Genomic DNA, 21900 nt, shown 5'->3' with positions numbered 1-21900 from the left:
TGTGACGTACGACCGGATCGTTCGGTGCCGGTGGCCGCCGCCGGATACCGTCGCGGCCATGACCATCACGACCTCGGCGCCCGTCGCGAAGCCGGTCCCGGTACGCCGGACCGCCTGGCTGGTGTTCCTGTGGCTGCTCGTGCTGCCCGGCGCCGTCTGGGTCGTGCTGCGGGTAGGCGGCTGGGACCGGGGTCCGCTGGTCCAGCTCTTCGCCTTCACGCCGTACGTGGCGGCCTGGTCGGTGGTGCCGCTGGCCGTCGCGCTCGCCACCCGGCGCTGGCTGGCCGCGGCGGTCGCGGCGGTGACCCTCGCGCTGTTCGGAGTGACGGTGCTCCCGCGCGCCCTCGCCGACGGCGACCGCGGCCCGCAGACCGGGGTGAAGATGCACGTCATGACGTCGAACATGCTCTTCGGCGGCGCGGACGCGGCCCAGATCGTCCAGCTCGTCCGGGACAACGACGTGGCGGTGCTCGCGCTGCAGGAGTTCACCCCGACCGCGCAGACCCGGCTCGCCGAGGCGGGCCTGGGCCAGCTCCTGCCGTATTCGTCGCTCGGCCCCGAATACGGCGCGGGCGGCTCCGGCCTCTACTCCCGCTTCCCGATCACCAATCCCGGGATCCGCGTCAACGGCGGCTTCTTCCACCAGGCGTACGGCACCATCCAGCCGACCGGCGCGGGCCCTCTCACGCTCGAGTCGGCCCACCCCCTGGCCCCGTTCTCGGTGGACGTCGTCGACCGCTGGCGCGCCGACCTCGAGGCCGAGCCCCGAGCCGATCCGAAGGGCCCGCCGCGGATCCTGCTCGGCGACTTCAACGCGACGCTCGACCACCAGCCGCTGCGAGAGCTGATCGACAGCGGCTACCGGGACGCGGCGGACGCCACCGGCAACGGCCTGATCGGCACCTGGGGCCCGTACGACGGCGGCGCCATCCCCCCGGTGACCATCGACCACGTCCTGGTCGACAACCGCCTCGGCGTCGTCGCCGCCGACATCCACGACATCCGCGGCTCCGACCACCGGTCGATCATCGCCGAGGTGGTCCTCCCGAAGGCGTGACGCCCAGCACGGCCTCGACACCCCGGGTGTAGGTCTCGACCGGCAGGGCGTCCGGGTCGATGAGATGTTGCAGCGCGACGCCGACGTCGAGGGCGAGCAGCAACGCCGCCGCCTGCTCGGCGGGCATGGGTAGACCGTCGCCCAGCGCGGCGGCCTCCCGGGCGTGGAAGGCCCTGACCGTGCGCAGCCAGTCCCTGACGGCCGCACGATGCGACTCGTCGCGCATGCCCACGAGCCACAGCTCGAGAAACGCCATGGCGAAGCGGCGCACCTCCGGCGTCGGTACGTGCTCCTCATAGCTCTGGCCCAGGCCCGCCGCCCAGGTCTCCACGGAGGCCGGTGGCTCGGCCGGCCCATCTCCCTCGAGCTTGCGCTGCAGCAGGGCGGCGATCAGATCGTTCTTGCCTCCGAAGTTGGCGTAGACGGCGCCCTTGGTCAGGCCCGCCGCGGCGGCGATCTCGTCCAGCGAGGTCTGATGGATGCCGCGATCGCCGAAGAGGGTCTCCGCACTGTCCAGCAACCGTTCGCGGGTGCGCGCCTGTTGCTGCGCGCGGGTCAGTCGCTCGGCCATGCCTGCAGCCTACCCGGTTGACATTCCCTCGAGTATCCAGATACTGATCGGTATCCAAATACCATTCGGTATGTGAGGTGCCAGTGCTGACCATCGAATCCCTGATCAAGCTCTACCGCGGCGGCGTACGCGCCAGCGACGGCATCGACCTGAGCGTCCACGCCGGGCAGGTCGTCGGCCTGCTGGGACACAACGGCGCGGGCAAGACCACCCTGCTCCACCAGGTCGTGGGGCTGGTGCGGCCCACCTCCGGCCGGATCCGGCTGCTCGGGCGAGATCCCATCGCCGATCCCGCGTACGCCCGGGCGACCTGCTCCTTCCAACCGCAGGCTCAGGCGCCACTGACCGGCGTCACCGCCCGCCAGGCGATCGAGATCGTCGGGCGCATCCGCGGAGGCGCGAAGCGCGCGGTGCGCCGCCGCACGGCGCAACTGCTCGCCGCGCTGGACATCGAGGAGTGGGCGGACTCCCCCGCCGAGCGGCTGTCCGGCGGCGTACGGCGGCTGACCGCCTTCGGCATGGCCGCCGTCGTCCCCGGCCGGCTCGTGATGCTCGACGAGCCGACCAACGACGTCGATCCCGTGCGGCGCCGCCTGCTCTGGGCGCAGATACGGGCCCTCGCCGACAACGGCCACGCGGTGGTGCTCGTCACCCACAACATCGCCGAGGCCGAGCGCGCCGTCGACCGGGTCGTCGTGCTGGACCACGGCCGGGTCGTAGCCGCCGGCAGTCCCGCGGAACTCGCCGTGGACCACGCCGCGAGCCTCGAAGACATCTACATCGGACTCACCAGCGCCGGGGAAGGGGACCCGCATGTGGCACTGGTTCCGTAGTTACTTGCTGCTCGTCCGCTGGACCGCTCTGCGCCTGCGGTTCGTGCTTCCGCTCGTGCTCGTCGTCCAGATGTTCCTCGCCGTCGGCATCGTGGTCGGGTTCGCCTATCTGATGCCGACGATCGACCCGACGACCGCGCTTTATCTGTCGACCGGCGCGCCCACCCTCGGCCTGATCACCATCGGGATGGTGATGGCGCCGCAGATGGTGGCGCAGTCCAAGACGGAGGGCACCTTCGGCTACAACCGCACCCTGCCGGTTCCCCGGACCGCCGTGCTCGCCGCGGATCTGAGCACCTGGCTGGTCACCGGCGCTCCCGGGCTGCTGCTCGGCGTGGTCACCGCGGTCCTGCGGTACGACCTCGACCTGCGGGTGAACGTCCTCGTGGCGCCGGCCGTGCTGCTGGTAGCGCTCTGCGCCACCACGGCCGGCTTCGCTCTCGCGTACGCGACACCGCCCGCGGTGACCGGCGTGTCGACCCAGGCCCTGGTCTTCATCGCGCTGATGTTCTCGCCGATCAACTTCCCTGCGGAACGGCTGCCCGGCTGGCTCCAGGCCGTCCATCAGGTCCTGCCGTTCCAGTACATGGCCCAGGCGATCCGGGAGAGCCTCACCTCGCCGGCGGACGGGATCGCGGCAGCGCCCTATGCCGTGCTCGGCGTGTGGAGCCTCGCCGGCCTGGTCATCACCCTGCGCGTGATGACCAGGCGGGAGTGACCGCTCAGGCGTTCGCGGTGGCGCGGGCGAGGCCGTACGTGAGTGCGTCGGTGAGGGCCTTCCAGCTCGCCTCGACGACGTTCTCGTGGACGCCGACCGTCGTCCAGTCGCGGCGGCCGTCGCTGGTCTCGAGCAGGACGCGAGTGACGGCGTTGGTGCCGTGCGAGCCCTCGAGGATGCGGACCTTGTAGTCGGCCAGCTCGAAGTTCTGCAGCTCCGGGTAGTGCTTCGACAGCGCCGTGCGGAGTGCCTCGTCGAGGGCGTTGACCGGGCCGTTGCCCTCCGCCGTGGCGATGATGCGCTCGCCGCGTACGCGGACCTTGACGGTGGCTTCCGAGACCACCGCGCCGTCCTCGCGGTGCTCGACCTGCACGCGGTAGGACTCCAGGCTGAACGGCCGGGCGAGGGCCGCACCCGGCAGGGCGTCGCGGACCAGGAGCTCGAAGGAGGCGTCCGCGGCCTCGAAGGACCATCCGACGGCCTCCAGGTCCTTGACCTGGCGGGTCACTTCCGTGAGGGTGTCCGGGTGGCCGGCCAGGTCCAGCCCGAGCTCACGGCTCTTGAGCTCGATGCTGGCCCGGCCGGCCATCTCCGTTACCAGGATCCGCATGTCGTTGCCCACCACCGCGGGATCGACGTGGTTGTAGAGCAGCGGATCCACTTTGATCGCGCTCGCGTGCAGTCCCGCCTTGTGGGCGAAGGCCGCGGCCCCGACGTAGGCCTGGTGGGTGTCGGGGGCGATGTTGGCGATCTCGGCGAGCGCGGTGGAGACCCGCGTCGCCTTCTCGAGGCATCCGTCCGGTAGGACCTTCAGCCCCAGCTTGAGTTGCAGGTTGCTGACGACGGCGAAGAGGTCGGCGTTGCCGGGCCGCTCGCCGTAGCCGTTGGCCGTGCACTGGAAGTGGCGGACGCCCGCCTCGACGGCGGCGATCGTGTTCGCGACCGCGCAGGACGTGTCGTTCTGGCAGTGGATGCCGAGCCGGTCGGCGGGGACGCCGGCGCGCTCGACCACGGCGTGCACCGCGGCGGTGACCATCGAGGGCAGCATGCCGCCGTTGGTGTCGCACATGACGACCCGCTCGGCGCCCGCCTCGATCGCCGTCGTCACCACGGCCGCCGCGTACGAAGGGTCGTGGCGGAAGCCGTCGAAGAAGTGCTCGCAGTCGACGAAGGCGCGGCGGCCGTTCGCGACCAGATGGGCGACGGTGTCGCGGACCATCGCCAGGTTCTCCTCGCCGGTCGTGCGCAGCGCCCGCTCCACGTGCCGGATGTCGGACTTGGCGACCACGCAGACCACCGGGGTCTCGGCGTCGAGCAGGGCCTGCACCTGGGGATCCTCGGCGACGTCCACGCCCGCCTTGCGGGTGGCGCCGAAGGCCACCAGCACCGCGTGCCGCAGGTCCAGCTCGGTACGCGCCCGGCGGAAGAACTCCGTGTCCTTGGGCATCGCACCGGGCCAGCCGCCCTCGATGAAGCCGACCCCGAACTCGTCCAGCAGCCGCGCCACGGCGAGCTTGTCGGCGACCGAGTAGCTGATGCCCTCGCGCTGCCCGCCGTCGCGCAGGGTGGTGTCGAACACCTGGTAGGTCATGGTGAGCTTCCTTTCCGCAGGACGGGTCGACCCAACAAAAAGACCCCCCGCGGATGCGGGAGGTCTGCGCGTCGGCGATGCGTCAGCCGGCGCGCTAGGTGCGAATAATCAGCACGGGAAGGTGGGTCACGTACGGAAGCATGCCACCGACTCCCACGTCTGTGGGACGGAAGTCCAGAATCCGGGACAGGTGTCGCCTCAGCGGGTGACGTAGGTTGGAAGGGTGACCGTCGATCCGTATCCCCGGACCCTGTCCTTCTCCGCCAGCTACAACTTCCGTGACGTCGGCGGGTATGCCGGCCTCGACGGCAGGACGGTCCGCTGGCGGCGCCTGTTCCGCTCCGACTCCCTGCACCGGCTGAAGGGCGACGACCTGGCGGCGTTCGGCAAGCTCGGCGTCCGGACCGTCATCGACCTGCGCCGCCTCTTCGAGATCGAGGAGCACGGCCGGGTGCCGGAGGCGGACGGCTTCGCCTACCACAACCCGGTGATCAGGCACGTGGACTGGGACTCGGTGCCGCATCCGGAGGGCATGTCGCACGAGCGTTGGCTCGCCGACCGCTACCTGAACTTCGCGGAGGACGGCCGGGAGGGCCTGGCCGCGGCGCTCACGCTGATCGCCGACCCGGCGGCGGCGCCGGTGGTCGTGCACTGCATGGCCGGCAAGGATCGTACGGGGGTGGTCTGCGCCCTGACGCTGGCGCTGCTGGGCGTCCCGGACGCGGTCATCGCGGAGGACTACGCGCTGACCGAGGTGGCGATGGCGTCGCTGACCGAGTACCTGATGCGGACCAGGCCGGACATGGTGCAGGACAAGTACCACATGTTCGACTGCCCGCAGGACGCCATGCACATGTTCCTCGGCGACCTGCGGGAGCGCCACGGCTCGGTGGAGAAGTACGTGCGGGAGATCGGTGTCAGCGCCGAGCAGGTGGCCGCGATGCGCGACCACCTGCTGGAGCCGTCCTGACGCGTCAGAGCACCTTGTGGACCCAGCCGAACGGGTCCTCCGCGCGGCCGCGCTGGATGTCCGACAACTGCTGGCGCAGCGCCATCGTGACCTCGCCCGGCCCGCCGTCGGCGACGGTGAACTCGCCCTCCGGCGACTTGACGGTGGCGATCGGCGTGATCACGGCGGCGGTTCCGCAGGCGAACACCTCGCGGATCCGGCCGGAGGCAGCGCCCTCGCGCCACTCGTCGATGCTGACCGGGCGCTCGTGCACGGCGCGGCCGGCGTGGGCGGCCAGCTTCAGGACCGAGTCGCGGGTGATGCCGGGCAGGATCGTGCCGCCCAGCGGGGGCGTCACCAGGGAACCGTCGTCCATCACGAAGATGACGTTCATGCCGCCGAGCTCGTCGACGTACTTGCGCTCGACGGCGTCCAGGTAGACGACCTGGTCGCAGCCGTGCTCGATCGCCTCGGCCTGCGCGGAGAGCCCGGCCGCATAGTTGCCGCCGCACTTCGCGGCGCCGGTGCCGCCCGGAGCCGCCCGGGTGTAGTCGGGCGTGGCCCACACCGTCACCGGCTTGACGCCGCCGCTGAAGTAGGCGCCCACCGGGGAGGCGATGACGAGGTAGAGGTATTCCATCGCCGGACGCACGCCCAGGAAGACCTCGCTGGCGTACGCGAACGGGCGCAGATAGAGGCTGCCCTCGTCGCTCTGCGGAATCCACTTCTGGTCGATGCTGATGATCTGCCGCAGCGACTCGAGGAACATGGCCTGCGGCAGTTGCGGCATCGCCATGCGCTGCGCCGACTGGGCGAACCGCGCGGCGTTGGCATCCGGCCGGAACAGCGTGACGCCGCCGTCCGAGGTCGTGTACGCCTTCAGGCCCTCGAAGATCTCCTGCGCGTAGTGCAGCACGGCCGACGCCGGGTCCATCGGGATGGGCGCGCGGGCCTCGACGCGGGGCTCGTACCAGCCCTTGCCCTCCGCGTAACGCACGGTGACCATGTGGTCGGTGAAGATACGGCCGAAGCCCGGGTTGGCCAGCAATGTCGCGCGGTCCGCGTCACTTACGGGCGCCGGGTTCGGACGGATCTCGAAGTCGAGGTTGTCACCACCACTCATGGGGGTTGACCTGCTTTCTCTCGCGAAAGGGGTGTGGACATGAGGTAGCACCCGCAGTGCTCCATGGAACTTACCCCGAACGGCCGTTAAAGCCGACCACGCGCCGAGAGCAGTCGGAGAGGGTCAGGCAGCCGCGGCTGCCACTCGGTCTCCGACCTCGGCGGTACGCAGCGGCGTTCCCGGCGTCCGGGCGGCGACCTCGGCCGCGACCGCGTCGGATACTCGCCGGGCCAGGTCGGCGTGGCCGATGTGTTCGAGCAGCAGGGCGCCGGAGAGGATGGCGGCGGCCGGGTCGGCGATGCCCTGTCCGGCGATGTCGGGCGCGGAGCCGTGCACCGGCTCGAACGTCGACGGGAATGCGCGCTCGGGATTGACGGAGCCGCTGGCGGCCATGCCGATGCCGCCGGTCACCGCGGCGGCGACGTCGGTGAGGATGTCGCCGAAGAGGTTGTCGGTCACGATGACGTCGTAGCGCTGCGGGTTGCTCACCATGAACATGCTCGCGGCGTCGATGTGCTGGTATTCCGTCGTGACGCCGGGGAACTCGGCGGCGACCGCCTGGAAGGTGCGGGCCCAGAGCCCCCCGGCGTGGGTCAGCACGTTGGTCTTGTGCACGAGCGTGAGATGGCGGCGCTCGCGGCGCTGCGCCCGGGCGAACGCGTCCCGGACGACCCGTTCGACGCCGTGCCGGGTGTTCAGGCTCTCCTCGGTGGCGATCTCGGCGGGGGTGTCCCGGTGCAGGACGCCGCCGGCGCCGACGTACAGGCCCTCGGTGCCCTCGCGGACCACGACCATGTCGATCTCACCGGGCTTGACCCCGGCGAGCGGGCTGATGGTGCCCGGCCACAGCCGCGAGGGACGCAGGTTGACGTACTGGTCGAAGTCGAAGCGGAGCCGCAGCAGCAGGCCGCGCTCGAGCACGCCCGGCGGCACGGTCGGGTCGCCGATCGCGCCGAGCAGGATGGCGTCGTGGCCGGCCAGCTCGTCGCGCACCGACGCCGGGAGGACCTCGCCGGTGCGGTGGTAGAGGCGGGCACCGAGGTCGTACTCCTGCCACGCGACGCCGGGGAGGACGGCCTCGATCACCTTGCGGGCCTCCGCGGTCACCTCGGTCCCGATGCCGTCTCCGGCCACCACCGCGATCCGCGCCACCGCCACGTCGACTCCCTCGTCCGATTCCGAAACCGGGGCCGAGCCTAACCGGCCGTCCCGCTCTCCGGTACGAAACTCCCAGGATGTGGATGAAGGGTGGTACAACGCGAACAGCCCCCGCCGATCGCGGCAACGATCGCGGGGGCTGTCACGACGAAAACGCTGGCTCGCGCCCGCCGAGGTGCACAACCGCGCGGGATGGTCACCGGCATGTCACCCGAAGACACGCCCGCAACGCCCGCGCGGCAAGGACCAACGCTAGCGATGCGGACTAATGTCGCGCAAGACGCATCCCCCGCGTGTCGCCCCGACATCGGGATCGAACGCCCACGGGTATGGCACCATGCGCCGGTGAGTTTCGACCTCGTGGTGTGGGCCATGGACAACGCGGACATGCCGGACGACGTGCGTGCCGCCAACGAGCGGTGCGCACGCGGCGAACACCCGCTACGCCCCGCCGACCCCCGCGTCGTCGCCTTCTACGACGCGCTGACCAGCGACTATCCCGACCGTGGCCCGCGCGCGGCCCTGGACGGCTCGCCGTGGGCGAGCGCGCCGCTGCACGCGGCCGCGGACCATATCCAGATGCGGCTGGACGAGCACTGCCCGGACGAGGTCCTCGAGCGGATCGAACGCCTCGCCGGCGAGCTCAACCTGGACCTGCTGGACCTGCAGGACGGCACCGTCTACCCGCCGCCGGTGAAGGCCCGGGCGGCCGCATCCGCGATGACCACCCGCTGATCGCGCCGGCCGGCGGCCCGTCTCAGTCCTCGTCCCGCAGGTCCGCGATGTGACCGCGGGAGGATCCGATGGCCGCGGCCACCGTGGACAGCAGCTCCAGGTCCACCGACGAGTCCACCGTCAGTGCCATCAGCGCCTCACCGCCGGCCTCCCGGCGCGCCACCTGCATCGCCGCGATGTTCACACCCGCCTCGCCGAGGATCGAACCGATCGCGCCGACGATGCCCGGGCGGTCCGCGTAGCGGAAGAAGAGCAGCACCCCGCCGGCGTCGAGCTCCAGGTCGAACTCGTCCACCTGGGTCAGCTTGCGGGCCTCGCGGCCGCCGGTCGTCACCAGAGTGCCCGACACCGTCACGCGGCGGCCGTCCGGGAGCGCACCGCGTACGGTGACGAGGTTGTGATGCTCGGGGTCCTCGCCGGACACGACCAGCTCGACGTCGACGCCGCGGTCGGCCGCGAGCTGCGGGGCGTTGACATAGGTGACCTGCTCCTCGACCACCGACGCGAAGAGCCCCTTGGTCGCGGCGAGTTTGAGCACCGTGACGTCGTGCGAGACGATCTCGCCGCGCACCTCGACGGTCACGCTCGCCGCCACGCCGCCCGCCACCGCGGTGAAGACCTTGCCCAGCCGCTCGGCGAGGCCGAGCAACGGCCGCACGTCCTCGTCGACGACGCCGCCGGCCTGCACGTTGACCGCGTCCGGCACGAACTCGCCCTGCAGCGCCAGCTTGACGCTGCGCGCCACGGACAGACCCGCCTTGTCCTGCGCCTCGGCCGTCGACGCGCCGAGATGCGGCGTGACCACGACGTTGTCGAACGCGAACAGCGGCGAGGAGGTGGTCGGCTCGGCGGCGAACACGTCGAGCCCCGCACCGGCCACCCGGCCTTCGGCCAGGGCGTCGGCCAGGGCGCGCTCGTCGACGAGGCCACCGCGGGCGGCGTTGACGATGCGTACGCCCGGCTTGACGATGGCCAGCTCCTTCTCCCCGATCAGGCCCACGGTCTCGGGCGTGCGGGGCAGGTGCACCGAGATGAAGTCGCTCTCCCGCAGCAGCTCGTCGAGCGCGACGAGATGCACGCCGAGCTGCGCGGCCCGGGCCGGCTGGACGTACGGGTCGTACGCGATCAACCGTGCGCCGAATGCGGCCATGCGCTGCGCGAACAGCACGCCGATGCGACCCAGCCCGACCACCCCGACGGTCTTGCCCTGCACCTCGACGCCGGTGAACCTGGCGCGCTGCCACTCGCCCCGCTTGAGCGCCGCCCCGGCGGCGACGGTGTGGCGCGCGACGGCGAGCAGCAGCGCGATCGCCTGCTCGGCGGCCGAAACGATGTTGGAGGTCGGCGCGTTGACCACCATGACGCCGCGCGCGGTGGCCGCGGGCACGTCGACGTTGTCGAGACCGACCCCTGCCCGGGCGACGACCTTGAGCCGCGGCGCGGCGGCGACGGCCTCGGCGTCGATCCGGGTCGCGCTGCGCAGGATGACGGCGTCGGCGTCGGCCAGCCCGGCGAGAAGCGCGGTCCGATCGGTGCCGTCGACCTGCCGGATGTCGAAGTCGTGGGCCAGCACCTCGAGGGCGGCGGGGGCGAGTTCCTCAGCGATCAATACGACGGGAGTCATGCGTCTCCATCTCGCGGACCTTCCGCGATCGTATGTGGACATCGGGTGAACCCGTCACGCCTATCGATGTGACTGGCCTCACATCCTGGTGTGCTCCATGATCCAGTTCGACTCCCAGGTCCGGCCCTGTCGGCGGAGAACTCCTGGTCCCACCGCGCCGAGGTGAGCGTCCCACCATCCCCTGGAGACTGTGTCCCCCGCCAGGACCCTGCTGCGGCTCGGGCCGGACGCACGGGTGCTCGGCCCGGCCACATTGGTCGCCCCTATCACCGAAACCATCGGGGCGATGGCCGATCTCCACCTCGCATGATCGACCGTCACCGCCGCCCCGTCGGCCGACGCCGATCGGCGCAGCGCTCGGTTACGATCTGCCGACAGTGACATCACTCTTCGATGGGAAGCCGTTGCCGGAGATTCGTGCCACGCCCGAGAAGTGGTCGCTGGGCGATCTGCTCGCCATGCAGGCGCTGCAGCCGCTGATCCCGCATTACGTGCCGTGGACCGCCTGGTCGATGCGGCCCGCCGCGCTGGCCAGCGTGGTGAACGACGTGGTGCTGCGCCACCGGCGGACGGTGGTCGAGCTCGGTGCCGGCTCGTCCACGATGGTGCTCGCCCGGGCGGTGGAGCTGACCGGGGGCCGCCTGGTCGCCATCGAGCACGATCCCGGGTTCGCCACCGCCCTCAACCGCCAGTTGCGGAGCGCCGGCCTGCACGAGCGGGCTGTCGTCCGGCACGTGCCATTGACCGCACTGTCCGCGGAGGCCCCCCAGACCGGAAGCCGACGCGCTGCGGAGCACTGGTACGACCGGGAGGCCCTGCACCACGCCACACCGGACGGCATCGACCTGCTCCTCGTGGACGGCCCGCCCGCCGGCGACCTCGGCGACGTGCTGGTGCGGGAGCCGGCGGTGCGCGTCCTGCGGAACAAACTGGCCGCCTCCTTCTCCGTCTACCTCGACGATGCCGAAAGGGAGCCGGAACGGGAGACGCTCGCGATGTGGGAGAGCCAGCTCGGCATCCCCTTCACCATCGTGGAGCGCATCTCTCTCGGCATGGGGAGTACCGATGGTGGATTTGCACCAACGCTCTGAGTCCGCCTTCCCGGCGAGCGGCTCCGCCGCGGACCCGTGCCTGCACTTCGACATCCAGGTCACCGGGCCCTCCGAGCGCGTGCGACGGTGGACGTGCGGGTCGCGGCTCACCATGGAGAAGGCGGTCTTCGCCGAGTCGGCGAACCTCGACCATCCCGCCCTCGGGACGCTGTCGACCCTCGGGGAGACCGCGGATCTGCACGACGTGCAACTGACTACCGTCGGTCCGGTACGGATGGAGGTCGACCTCGAACCGCACCGCGGGCCGCGCCACGGCACCTTGTCCGGAACCGCCGAGGAGCAGCGGCGCGTCGTCGGCATGCTCGCCCGCTGGGCCTGGGGCGAGGACGGGACCGAACTCACCGACCTGGTGTTGCGGGCGCCCACGCCGGACAACTCCTCGGACCGGCCGCCGCTCTCCGAGCGATTGCGGGAGCAAGGCTGGGACGCCGCCGACATGTGGCTGCTCACATCCCTCGCGCCCCGGATGATGGAGCACCGCACGCCGTGGTGCCTACGGGCGGTCCGCGTGGTCTACGGCGGCGCCGGCGCGCTGATGGTGTGGCACCCGATCGCGGAGGACCACGACTGGAATCCGAACGAGCCGCTGCCACCGGGCAAGCGGTATCTGGTCCCGCTGCCGGAATGCCGGCGGCGCCACGGTCAGCTCACCGCCATCGCCGGCACCGATGGTACGGCCGAGGCCGGGCGGCTGGTGCAGGACATCATGCAGCACCACGACTGGACCGAATGGCAGCTCACCCAGCGGGTGGAACGCTGGGAGCGGCAGTTCTTCGCGCTCGCCCGGGACGGCGCCTTCGAGGCCCATCTGGACGCTCGCCACCTCGGCGTCGCGCTCGACGAGACGCATCAGCTCCTGGGGATGCTGCGCCGGATCAACCGGGACATGGCCCGGCGCGGGCGGTTGGGCTGGTTGCCCCAGCCCGAGGTCGCCCCGATCGAGGAGTCGGTGACGTCGCTGCGCCTCGAGGTGCAGCGCCGGACCGAGCGGGTGGAGACGCGGCTGGATCAGCTCAACGGCAGTCTGCGCGAGGGGTGGACGTTGCTGTCCAGCGCCGCCGGTGGTGCCCGGCTACAACTCGACCGGGAGACCTCGGAGCGGACTCAGGGCTTCCAGAACGCCGCTGGTCTGGTCGCCGCGCTGGTGCTCGTCCCCGGCCTGGTGCTCAGCCTCTACGGCGCGGAGGTCAAGGGCCTGCCCGGCATGGACGGCTCGTTCGGGCTGGTCGCCATGGCCGCGTACGCCGCCGTCGGCGCGCTGTCCACCTTCTCGACCCTGCGCGCGATGGCCTACCGCAAGCGCATGGGCGCGATGCTGATCCTCATCGCGGGTTTCTTCGCGCTGGTACTGACCACGGTTCTGCTGATCACTCTGGGATGGGACTAGATGACGGCCGTCGCTTTCCTCACCGGCGCCACCCGGCCAGAGCTGCTCCGGGGCCTGCACGCCTCGCTGAACGCGCAGGACCTCGACTGGACGTGGTGCGTGCAACTGGACGGCGACGCGATCGGATGGGAGCCGTCGGACGCCGACCGCGACGGCTGGCTCCGCGATCCACGCGTCGAGCTGGAATGCAATCCGAAGCCGCTGGGCTCCGGAACCACTCGCAATCTCGCCCTGATGCGCAGCTCCGCGCCGTACGTACTCTGTGTGGACGACGACGATCTGCTCTATCCCGGCGGGGTCGCCACGCTGCTGGAGGTGGCCGAGAAGCAGCGGCACTGCCTCGGGGTGTGGGGCCGCACCGATCTGATGCACGATCCGGGGACGCCGCCGGATGCCGCGGCGGCCGAGGTGTTCAAGTCGTGGCCGGAACCCGGTGAGATTCCCGCCGGGACCATCGGCGCGCAGTTCCAAGTCACGGGCAGGTTCGCCGTGCACGTCGGGGCGTTGCTGTGGCGGCGTACGCATCTGGTCGCGGTCGGCGGGTACGGCGCGCTGCCGCGGTCGATCGACACGCACCCGTTCATCTCGGCCGAGGCGCTGTTCCCCTGCTGGTACTCCGACGTGCCGGTATACCGCTATCTGATCCACCCGGGGCAGATGACGAAGACGGCGTACTACCAGGCGATCAAGGCGCGGGTACAGGGGCACACGTTCGAACGGGCCGCACTGCTGCGCCAGTTGCTTCAGGTGCGGGACGAGTAGCCGGGGCGGCCGGTCCGGCCGCCCCGGGCCCTCGTCAGGCCGTCTCGGTGATCGGCCGGTTCACCCAGCTCATCATGTCGCGCAGCTTCTTGCCGGTGACCTCGATCGGGTGCTCGGCGCCCTCCTTGCGGAACTGCTGCAGGCGCTGGCCGCCGGCCTCGTCGTCCGCGATCAGGGTCTTGGTGAACTCACCCGACTGGATCTCGGCGAGGATCTTCTTCATCTCCTCCTTGACCGACGCGTTGATCACGCGCGGACCGCTGACGTAGTCGCCGAACTCCGCGGTGTCGGAGACGCTGTACCGCATGCGGGAGATGCCGCCCTCGTACATGAGGTCGACGATCAGCTTGAGCTCGTGCAGGCACTCGAAGTACGCGATCTCGGGCGCGTACCCGGCCTCGGTGAGCACCTCGAAGCCGGTCTGCACCAGCGCGGCCGTGCCACCGCAGAGCACGGCCTGCTCGCCGAAGAGGTCGGTCTCCGTCTCCTCCTTGAACGTGGTCTTGATGACGCCGGCGCGGGTGCCGCCGATCGCCTTCGCGTACGACAGGGCCAGCGCCTGCGCGCCGCCGGTGGCGTCCTGCTCCACCGCGATCAGGGCCGGCACGCCCTTGCCGTCGACGTACTGGCGGCGGACCAGGTGGCCCGGGCCCTTCGGGGCCACCATCGCGACGTCCACATTCGCCGGAGGCTTGATCAGCTCGAAGCGGATGTTCAGGCCGTGACCGAAGAAGAGCGCCTTGCCGGCGGTCAGGTTCGGCTCGATCGACTCGGCGTAGATCTTGCGCTGCGCGGTGTCCGGCGCCAACACCATGATCACGTCGGCCCAGGCGGACGCCTCGGCCGGCGTGGCCACCCGCAGCCCCTGCTCCTCGGCCTTGGCCCGGCTCTTGGAGCCCTCCTGCAGGCCGACCACCACGTCGACGCCCGAGTCGCGCAGCGACAGCGAGTGCGCGTGGCCCTGGCTGCCGTACCCGATGACGGCGACCTTGCGGCCCTGAATGATGGACAGGTCGGCGTCGTCGTCATAGAACGTTTCGGCGGTCATTTGCTTTCCCTTTCGCACAAAATCTGAAGGTCAGGCGGCGCGCAGCGCCGGGCCGGTGGTGATGGAACGCGATCCGCGGCCGATGGCCACGAGGCCGGACTGCACCATCTCCTTGATGCCGAACGGCTCGAGGTCACGCAGCAGCGCGTCCAGTTTGTCGGGGTTGCCGGTCGCCTCGATCGTGAGGGTGTCCGGTGCCACGTCGATCACCTTCGCCCTGAACAGCTCGACCGTCTCCAGCACCTGGCCGCGCACCGCACGGTCGGCGCGCACCTTGACGAGCAGGAGCTCGCGCTGGACCGACTGCTGCGGGTCCAGCTCGACGATCTTCAGGACGTTCACCAGCTTGTTGAGCTGCTTGGTCACCTGCTCCAGGGGTGAGGAGTCGGCGTTGACCACGATCGTGATGCGGGAGACGTCCGGGTTCTCCGTCTCGCCCACCGCTAGAGAGTCGATGTTGAATCCCCGTCGCGAGAAGAGTCCACTCACCCGGGCGAGGACGCCGGGCTTGTTCTCGACCAGCACGGAGAGCGTGTGCTTGTTGATAGTCACAGGTCGTCCTCGTCGAAGTTCGGGCGCACGTCCCGGGCGAACATAATCTCGTCGTTGCTGGTGCCGGCCGCGACCATGGGCCACACCATGGCGTCCTTGCCGACGGTGAAGTCGATGACCACCGGACGGTCGTTGATCTCCATGGCGGCCTTGATGGTGGCGTCCACGTCCGCCTTGGTCTCGCACCGCAGGCCGACGCAGCCCAGCGCCTCGGCGAGCTTCACGAAATCCGGGATGCGGTGCTTGTGGGTGCCCAGCTCGGTGTTGGAGTAGCGGCCCTCGTAGAACAGCGTCTGCCACTGCCGGACCATGCCGAGGTTGCCGTTGTTGATCACCGCGACCTTGACGGGGATGCCCTCGAGGGCGCAGGTCGCTAGCTCCTGATTGGTCATCTGGAAGCAGCCGTCGCCGTCGATCGCCCAGACCTGCAGCTCGGGCTTGCCGACCTTCGCGCCCATCGCCGCCGGGACCGCGTAGCCCATGGTGCCGGCGCCGCCCGAGTTGAGCCAGGTGGCCGGCTTCTCGTACTTGATGAACTGGGAGGCCCACATCTGGTGCTGGCCGACGCCCGCCACGTAGACCGCGTCCGGGCCGACCAGTTCGCCGATGCGCTCGATCACGTACTGCGGGGCGAGGGTGCCGTCGGTGGGCTCGTCGTAGCCCAGCGGATAGCGCTTGCGCAGGTCGTTGAGCTGGGCCCACCACGGCTCGTACGCGGACGCGCCGGCCGCCGTGCCGGAGACCGCGGCGATCAGCTCGTCGATCACGTGCCGGGCGTCGCCCACGATCGGGACGTCCGCGTGCCGGTTCTTGCCGATCTCGGCCGGGTCGATGTCGGCGTGCACGACCTTGGCGTCCGGGGCGAACGAGTCCAGCTTGCCGGTGACCCGGTCGTCGAAGCGGGCGCCGAGGGTGACCAGCAGGTCGGCCTTCTGCAGCGCGTACACGGCGGGAACCGTGCCGTGCATGCCGGGCATGCCGAGATGCTGCGGGTGTGAGTCCGGGAACGCGCCGAGCGCCATCAGCGTGGTGACCACCGGGATGCCGGTCAGCTCGGCGAGCTTGCGCAGCCCGTCGGTGGCGCCGGCCTTGAGCACGCCGCCGCCCACGTACAGGACCGGGCGCTTGGCGGCCGCGATCAGCCGGGCCGCCTCCCGGATCTGCTTGCCGTGCGGGTGCAGCGTCGGGCGGTAGCCGGGCAGGTCCAGCGTCGGCGGCCAGGAGAACGTGGTCTGCGCTTGCAGCACGTCCTTGGGGATGTCCACCAGCACCGGGCCGGGTCGGCCGGTCGAGGCCAGATGGAAGGCCTCCGCCATCACCCGCGGAATCTCCTCGGCCGTCTGGATCAGGAAGTTGTGCTTCGTGATCGGCAGGGTGATGCCCTGGATGTCCGCCTCCTGGAAGGCGTCCGTGCCGATCGCGGGCCGCGGCACCTGACCGGTGATCGCCACCATCGGCACCGAGTCCATGTAGGCGTCGGCGATCGGGGTGACCAGGTTGGTCGCGCCCGGGCCGGAGGTGGCGACGCAGACGCCGACCTTGCCCGTGGCCTGCGCGTAGCCGGTGGCGGCGTGACCGGCGCCCTGCTCGTGGCGCACCAGGATGTGCCGCACCTTGGAGTCGTAGAGCGGGTCGTACGCCGGCAGGATGGCCCCGCCGGGAATGCCGAACGCCACGTCGACGCCGAGGGCCTCGAGGGAACGCACGAGGGAGCCGGCCCCGGTGGCGGGGGTCGGCGAGACCGCGGTTACGGCCGGAGCGCCGGCGGCGGCCGCGACGGTGGCCGGGGTGGCACGGTGGGCGAGGGTCTCGGGCGTGGGTCTCGTCATGGCGATTCAGACCTTCGTTCGGGTTCGGGCGTCATTCTCGTGCAACAAAAAAGGCCCTCGTGCGAAGCACGGGACCTGGCGCACTGCCCAAATGGATCGGGGGCAGCGCGCTCAACTAAGTACTACGAGGAACGACGAACACATGCGGCTAAGACTGCCCCATCTCACGAGGTGCGTCAACTGATCTCACATCCTGGTCACTCGAAAAGGCCGGGTCGGTCGGCAGCACCGCCCGGACCTGCCGCATCCCGGGCCCCAGCATGACGATCTGGCTGCGCGCCGGCACTCCCGGCGCGATCGGAGCCGGTCGGCTACGCGGCGCCGGAACCTGCCGCGAGCCGCACGACCGGCCGGCCCGCAACTGCGCCTCCAGATGCTCGGCCGGCACTCCCCAGCCGAAGAGGGAGCCCTGCCCGAGGCGGCAGCCGGCCGCCTCGACGATCTCGCGCTGCGCGGGCGTGCCGATGCCCTCGGCCAACACCTCCAGGCCGAGCCGGTGTCCCAGCCGCACCACCACGTCGACCAGCGGCGCGGCCGTGCCGGTCCGCGACTCGGGCTCCGCGACCAGCGCATGGTCGATCTTCAGGATGTCGACGGGAAGATTGCGGAGCTGCCCGAGGGACGAGTATCCGGCGCCGAAGTCGTCGAGCGCGATGCGGACGCCGGTGGACCGCAGCTCCACGAGGCGGCGGATCAGCTCGTCCATGTCCGTGGCCACGGCGTGCTCGGTCACCTCGAGCACCAGGCGCTGCGGCGGCACGCCGTACTTGTCCAGCACCGCCGCCACCTGACCGGCATAGTCGGCGGCGTGCAGCTCCTTCGGCGACAGGTTCACCGAGACCCACACGTCGTGCCCGGCGGTCAGCCACTGGGCGAGCTGGCCGCACGCCTGGTCGAGCACCCAGGCGCCGAGCATGCCGATGAGGCCGGACTCCTCGGCGACCGGGATGAACTCGTCCGGCCGCACGGAGCCGAGGTCGGGGTGGTGCCAGCGCAGCAGCGCCTCCGCACCCACCGGGCGCACCGAGGGCAGCGCGACCACCGGCTGGAAGACCAGCCGGAGCTGGTCGCGCTCGATCGCGTGGCGCAGCTCGTTCTCCAGCACGCTGTGCCGGCGCAGCAGCTCGTCGTAGCGCTTCTGGTAGCGCTCGACCCGGTTCTTGCCGCGCTGCTTGGCGTAGCGCAGGGCGAGATCGGCGTCGCGCATCAGCTCGCAGGTGTCGCCGGGCGTGAGGGAGCCCGCGACGCCGACACTCGCCGACAGGAAGACCGAGCCTTCCTCGGTCTCGTACGGCTCGCAGAGCACCGCGAGCAGCCGCTCGCCCGCCGCCATCGCCTCGTCCGGGGTGGCCCGCATCAGCACCGCGAACTCGTCGCCGCCCAGCCGCGCCGCCACGTCCCCGTGGCTCAGGTGGGCGCGCAGCCGCGCGCCGACCTCGGCGAGGACCGCGTCGCCGACGTCATGCCCCCGCATGTCGTTGACGTTCTTGAAGCCGTCCAGGTCGAGCCCGACCAGGGTGCGGGGACGGCCCGGCACGGCCGGCTCGCGCAGCGCCCGGACCAGGCCGCGGCGGTTGGCCAGCCCGGTCAGCGGGTCGGTGTGGGCCAGTTCACGGAAGTGCGCCTCCCGCTGGCGCAGCCGCAGGGTGTAGCTCCGCACGTCGCCGAGGGCGAGGTACTGCCGACTGACCAGCGCGAATCCCTCGATGCTCGCGCCGAGGAAGCCGAGCCCGGCGATCTCCCCGCCCGCCAGAATGTGACAGGTGCCGGCGATCACCATCGCGGTCATCGGGACGAACGCGTACCCGGTGCCGCGCTGGATGATGTCGCCGGAGACGGTGACCGGGCGGTCCGCGACCTTGACCGCGCGGGCGACCACCACCAGCCCGGCCGGCAGCAGCAGCGCACCGAGCAGGATCACGACCGGCCCGCCCTGGCAGATCCCACCGGGCAGAGCTGTGGCCGAAATCGCGACGAGGGTCACACCCGCGGCCACCCGGACCGTGACGTGCCGCGGCCGGTGCGCGTGCACGGCCAGGATCGTGGTCAGCCCGGTGGCGATGGTGGCCACCCCGGCGCCGAGCAGCACCGAGAGGCAGCGCACCGGCGTCAGGTCGCCCAGGATCCGGGTGGGCTCGGAGACCAGCGTCCAGCCGACGAACCAGAGCGCCGCCGCGATGACGAGCCCGTCGAGAAGATGCCGCAGCGCGGCCCGGCGGTTCTCCGCGGCACCGGGCAGCATCAGCGTGCCGGCCAGCAGGGTCAGCGTGCCCAACGCCATCGCCACCGCGACGGCCTGCCCGAGGGTCCGCACGTGCGCACGCATCTGCTCGTGCGCCATCAGGGCGCTGACCAGCCCGGCGAGCGCGGCGCCGGTGGCGACGGCGGCACCCGCGGCGAGCAGGAGGTGGGCACGCCGGGCGGCACCGGTGTGCTTACGGCCGGAGTTACCCAGCAACGCGACCGCCGGGACCGCGACGAGGAGGCTCGCCAGCCCGGCCAGCTCCACGCCGGACGGTGAGTGCACGCCAACACTCTGCCGTACCGGCATCGATTTCTCTATCCCGAGGGATGGACATGCGCGGCGCCGGTGCACCCCCGTTCGCCACCGACGGTGGCACTATGTAGTGATGCCTGAGCTGCGCTCCCGGACCTCGACCCACGGTCGGACGATGGCCGGCGCGCGCGCCCTGTGGCGCGCCACCGGCATGACCGACGACGACTTCGGCAAGCCCATCGTGGCGATCGCCAACAGCTTCACCCAGTTCGTACCCGGGCACGTGCACCTCAAGGACCTCGGCGGCCTCGTGGCCGACTCGATCGCGCAGGCGGGCGGCGTCGGCCGCGAGTTCAACACCATCGCGGTCGACGACGGCATCGCCATGGGCCACGGCGGCATGCTCTACTCCCTGCCCAGCCGCGAGCTGATCGCCGACGCGGTCGAGTACATGGTCAACGCGCACTGCGCCGACGCCCTGGTCTGCATCTCGAACTGCGACAAGATCACCCCGGGCATGCTGATCGCGGCCCTGCGGCTCAACATCCCCACGGTGTTCGTCTCCGGCGGCCCGATGGAGGCCGGCAAGACGGTCGCGATCGAGGGCGTGGTGCACGAGAAGCTCGACCTGGTCGACGCGATGAGCGCCAGCGCGAACGAGAAGGTGACCGACGCCCAGCTCGACACCATCGAGCGCTCCGCCTGCCCCACCTGCGGCTCCTGCTCCGGCATGTTCACCGCCAATTCGATGAACTGCCTCACCGAGGCGATCGGCCTGGCGCTGCCCGGCAACGGCTCGACGCTGGCCACGCACGCCTCCCGCAAGGCGCTCTTCGAGCGGGCCGGTTCGCTGATCGTCGAGATCGCCAAGCAGTACTACGAGAACGACGACGAGTCGGTGCTGCCGCGTGCGATCGCCTCGCGCGACGCCTTCGAGAACGCCGTCGCCCTGGACGTGGCGATGGGCGGCTCGACCAACACGGTGCTGCATTTGCTGGCCGCGGCCCGCGAGGCGGGACTCGACTTCAGCGTGGCGGACATCGACGGCATCTCCCGCCGGGTTCCGTGCCTGTCGAAGGTCGCGCCGAACAGCCCGAAGTACCACATGGAGGACGTGCATCGGGCCGGCGGCATCCCGGCCCTGCTCGGTGAGCTCCACCGGGCCGGATTGCTGCGCGACCAGGTCCGCGCGGTGCACTCGCCCGATCTCTCGTCCTGGCTGAACGAATGGGATATTCGCGCCGAATCGCCCTCCGCCGAGGCGCTCGAGCTCTTCCACGCGGCGCCCGGCGGCGTGCGCACCACGCAGCCGTTCTCCACCACCAACCGCTGGGCCACCCTCGACACGGACGCCGCCGAGGGCTGCATCCGCTCGGTCGAGCACGCGTACACCGCCGACGGCGGCCTCGCGATCCTCTTCGGCAACCTCGCGCCGGACGGCTGCGTGGTGAAGACCGCCGGCGTCGCCGAGGAGCTGTGGAAGTTCACCGGCCCGGCCCGCGTCTACGAGAGCCAGGACGCCGCGGTCGAGGGCATCCTCGGCAAGCAGGTCGTCGAGGGCGACGTGGTGATCATCCGCTACGAGGGCCCCAGGGGCGGCCCGGGCATGCAGGAGATGCTCTACCCGACGTCGTTCCTCAAGGGCCGCGGCCTCGGCAAGGCCTGCGCCCTGATCACCGACGGCCGCTTCTCCGGCGGCACGTCCGGCCTGTCCATCGGCCACGTCTCCCCGGAGGCGGCATCCGGCGGCCTGATCTCCCTGGTCGAGACCGGCGACGAGATCATCATCGACATCCCGGGCCGCGCCATCATCCTCAACGTCCCGGACGAGGAACTGGCCCAGCGCCGTCACGAGCAGGAGCGACGGCCGAAGCCGTACACGCCGGCCAACCGGCAGCGCCCGGTCTCGGCCGCCCTACGGGCGTATGCCTCGATGGCCACGAGCGCAAGCGACGGAGCGTATCGGCTGGTGCCGGAGTAGGGTTTGTACGGCTTTGACAAGTACGGCCACACGCGCAGACAGAAGCAGCACCGGCCGGCCCGCGTCACGCACGGATGTGCGTGCGTGGCCCGGCCGGGTCGCGCGGCCGCCGGCCGGGTCGGCTTCGGCCGCGCTCGGCGCTCGGCCCCCGCAGCTCGCCTCCCTGTCACCCGGGACGTAGCCACCCCGCCACCCGCGACGTAGCCACCCCGCCATGCCGTCGCCCCGTCGCCCCGCCACGCCCTCGCCCCGCCACGCCGTCGCCCCGCCACGCCACGCCGTCGCCCCGCCACGCCCGCCACGCCGCCTTGTGTCCGACGGCTCACAGGACCGCCGCCGCGCCGATGCCGGCTCACGGTCGAGCCAGGCGGCC

General features: G+C 71.1%; 17 protein-coding genes and 1 pseudogene. 9 read left to right on the top strand and 9 right to left on the bottom strand.

Annotated elements, in window-relative coordinates; translation table 11 throughout:
• The first annotated feature begins 58 nt into the window (after window positions 1-58).
• On the top strand, window positions 59-1057 hold the full coding sequence (locus tag EDD30_RS26385; protein WP_084556830.1) for an endonuclease/exonuclease/phosphatase family protein: 999 nt from the start codon (window positions 59-61) through the stop codon (window positions 1055-1057).
• On the opposite strand, the gene EDD30_RS26380 is transcribed toward EDD30_RS26385, so the two are convergent.
• Window positions 1026-1628 carry a TetR/AcrR family transcriptional regulator gene (locus EDD30_RS26380; protein ID WP_071807618.1) on the bottom strand — a complete coding sequence of 201 codons (603 nt, stop codon included), beginning with the start codon at window positions 1626-1628 and terminating at the stop codon, window positions 1026-1028. The genes EDD30_RS26385 and EDD30_RS26380 overlap by 32 nt on opposite strands.
• An 83-nt stretch (window positions 1629-1711) precedes the next feature.
• On the opposite strand from EDD30_RS26380, the pseudogene EDD30_RS26375 reads away from it, so the two are divergent.
• Together EDD30_RS26375 and EDD30_RS26370 are read left to right on the top strand one after the other, a co-directional pair.
• Window positions 1712-2404, top strand: a pseudogene (locus EDD30_RS26375) (ABC transporter ATP-binding protein); the annotation flags it as partial.
• 37 nt (window positions 2405-2441) lie between these two features.
• On the top strand, window positions 2442-3179 hold the full coding sequence (locus tag EDD30_RS26370) for an ABC transporter permease (RefSeq protein ID WP_071807617.1): 738 nt from the start codon (window positions 2442-2444) through the stop codon (window positions 3177-3179).
• A 4-nt stretch (window positions 3180-3183) separates the two neighbouring features.
• On the opposite strand, the gene cimA is transcribed toward EDD30_RS26370, so the two are convergent.
• Window positions 3184-4770, bottom strand: a complete 1587-nt coding sequence (gene cimA / locus EDD30_RS26365) for a citramalate synthase (protein WP_123678524.1) — start codon at window positions 4768-4770, stop codon at window positions 3184-3186.
• 223 nt (window positions 4771-4993) lie between these two features.
• Between cimA and EDD30_RS26360 the strand changes: the two genes are divergently transcribed.
• On the top strand, window positions 4994-5740 hold the full coding sequence (locus tag EDD30_RS26360) for a tyrosine-protein phosphatase (RefSeq protein WP_071805663.1): 747 nt from the start codon (window positions 4994-4996) through the stop codon (window positions 5738-5740).
• A 4-nt stretch (window positions 5741-5744) separates the two neighbouring features.
• Here EDD30_RS26360 and EDD30_RS26355 read toward each other — a convergent pair whose 3' ends face one another.
• Window positions 5745-6842 (bottom strand): branched-chain amino acid aminotransferase, encoded by a 1098-nt coding sequence (locus EDD30_RS26355; protein WP_071805662.1) that lies wholly within the window; start codon window positions 6840-6842, stop codon window positions 5745-5747.
• Between the two features lie 123 nt (window positions 6843-6965).
• Complete coding sequence (locus tag EDD30_RS26350; protein WP_211277793.1) at window positions 6966-7994, bottom strand: 3-isopropylmalate dehydrogenase; 1029 nt, start codon at window positions 7992-7994, stop codon at window positions 6966-6968.
• A 378-nt stretch (window positions 7995-8372) separates the two neighbouring features.
• On the opposite strand from EDD30_RS26350, the gene EDD30_RS26345 reads away from it, so the two are divergent.
• On the top strand, window positions 8373-8735 hold the full coding sequence (locus EDD30_RS26345; protein ID WP_394328255.1) for a hypothetical protein: 363 nt from the start codon (window positions 8373-8375) through the stop codon (window positions 8733-8735).
• A 22-nt stretch (window positions 8736-8757) separates the two neighbouring features.
• Here the strand turns inward: EDD30_RS26345 and serA are convergent, their stop codons facing one another.
• Entirely contained in the window at window positions 8758-10359 is a 1602-nt protein-coding gene (serA, locus tag EDD30_RS26340) for a phosphoglycerate dehydrogenase (RefSeq protein WP_071805659.1), read from the bottom strand.
• A gap of 377 nt (window positions 10360-10736) precedes the next feature.
• Here serA and EDD30_RS26335 point away from each other — a divergent pair, with 377 nt between their 5' ends.
• Genes EDD30_RS26335 through EDD30_RS26325 form a run of 3 tightly spaced genes read left to right on the top strand, consistent with a single transcriptional unit; the run spans window position 10737 to window position 13620 of the window.
• A complete protein-coding gene (locus EDD30_RS26335) occupies window positions 10737-11450 on the top strand; it encodes a class I SAM-dependent methyltransferase (RefSeq protein ID WP_143162691.1) in 714 nt (237 codons plus the stop codon).
• A complete protein-coding gene (locus EDD30_RS26330) occupies window positions 11425-12858 on the top strand; it encodes a hypothetical protein (protein WP_143162690.1) in 1434 nt (477 codons plus the stop codon). Before EDD30_RS26335 ends, EDD30_RS26330 begins: the two co-directional genes overlap by 26 nt.
• Window positions 12859-13620, top strand: a complete 762-nt coding sequence (locus EDD30_RS26325) for a glycosyltransferase family 2 protein (RefSeq protein WP_071805656.1) — start codon at window positions 12859-12861, stop codon at window positions 13618-13620.
• A 34-nt stretch (window positions 13621-13654) separates the two neighbouring features.
• Here EDD30_RS26325 and ilvC read toward each other — a convergent pair whose 3' ends face one another.
• The 4 genes from ilvC to EDD30_RS26305 form a co-directional block, all read right to left on the bottom strand.
• Window positions 13655-14668, bottom strand: a complete 1014-nt coding sequence (ilvC, locus tag EDD30_RS26320) for a ketol-acid reductoisomerase (protein ID WP_071805655.1) — start codon at window positions 14666-14668, stop codon at window positions 13655-13657.
• Window positions 14669-14698: 30 nt separating this feature from the next.
• Window positions 14699-15214, bottom strand: coding sequence for an acetolactate synthase small subunit (gene ilvN / locus EDD30_RS26315; protein WP_071805667.1), 516 nt, complete (start codon window positions 15212-15214; stop codon window positions 14699-14701).
• A gap of 2 nt (window positions 15215-15216) precedes the next feature.
• Entirely contained in the window at window positions 15217-17049 is a 1833-nt protein-coding gene (locus EDD30_RS26310) for an acetolactate synthase large subunit (RefSeq protein ID WP_071805654.1), read from the bottom strand.
• 148 nt (window positions 17050-17197) lie between these two features.
• Window positions 17198-19576 carry a putative bifunctional diguanylate cyclase/phosphodiesterase gene (locus tag EDD30_RS26305; protein ID WP_394328254.1) on the bottom strand — a complete coding sequence of 793 codons (2379 nt, stop codon included), beginning with the start codon at window positions 19574-19576 and terminating at the stop codon, window positions 17198-17200.
• Window positions 19577-19679: 103 nt separating this feature from the next.
• On the opposite strand from EDD30_RS26305, the gene ilvD reads away from it, so the two are divergent.
• Complete coding sequence (gene ilvD / locus EDD30_RS26300; protein WP_071805652.1) at window positions 19680-21527, top strand: dihydroxy-acid dehydratase; 1848 nt, start codon at window positions 19680-19682, stop codon at window positions 21525-21527.
• The last annotated feature ends 373 nt before the right edge of the window (window positions 21528-21900 follow it).

This window comes from Couchioplanes caeruleus (assembly GCF_003751945.1).
Classification (GTDB): Bacteria; Actinomycetota; Actinomycetes; order Mycobacteriales; family Micromonosporaceae; genus Actinoplanes; species Actinoplanes caeruleus.
Note: the sequence above shows the minus strand (reverse complement) of the source record. Positions and strands in the feature narration are given on the sequence as shown.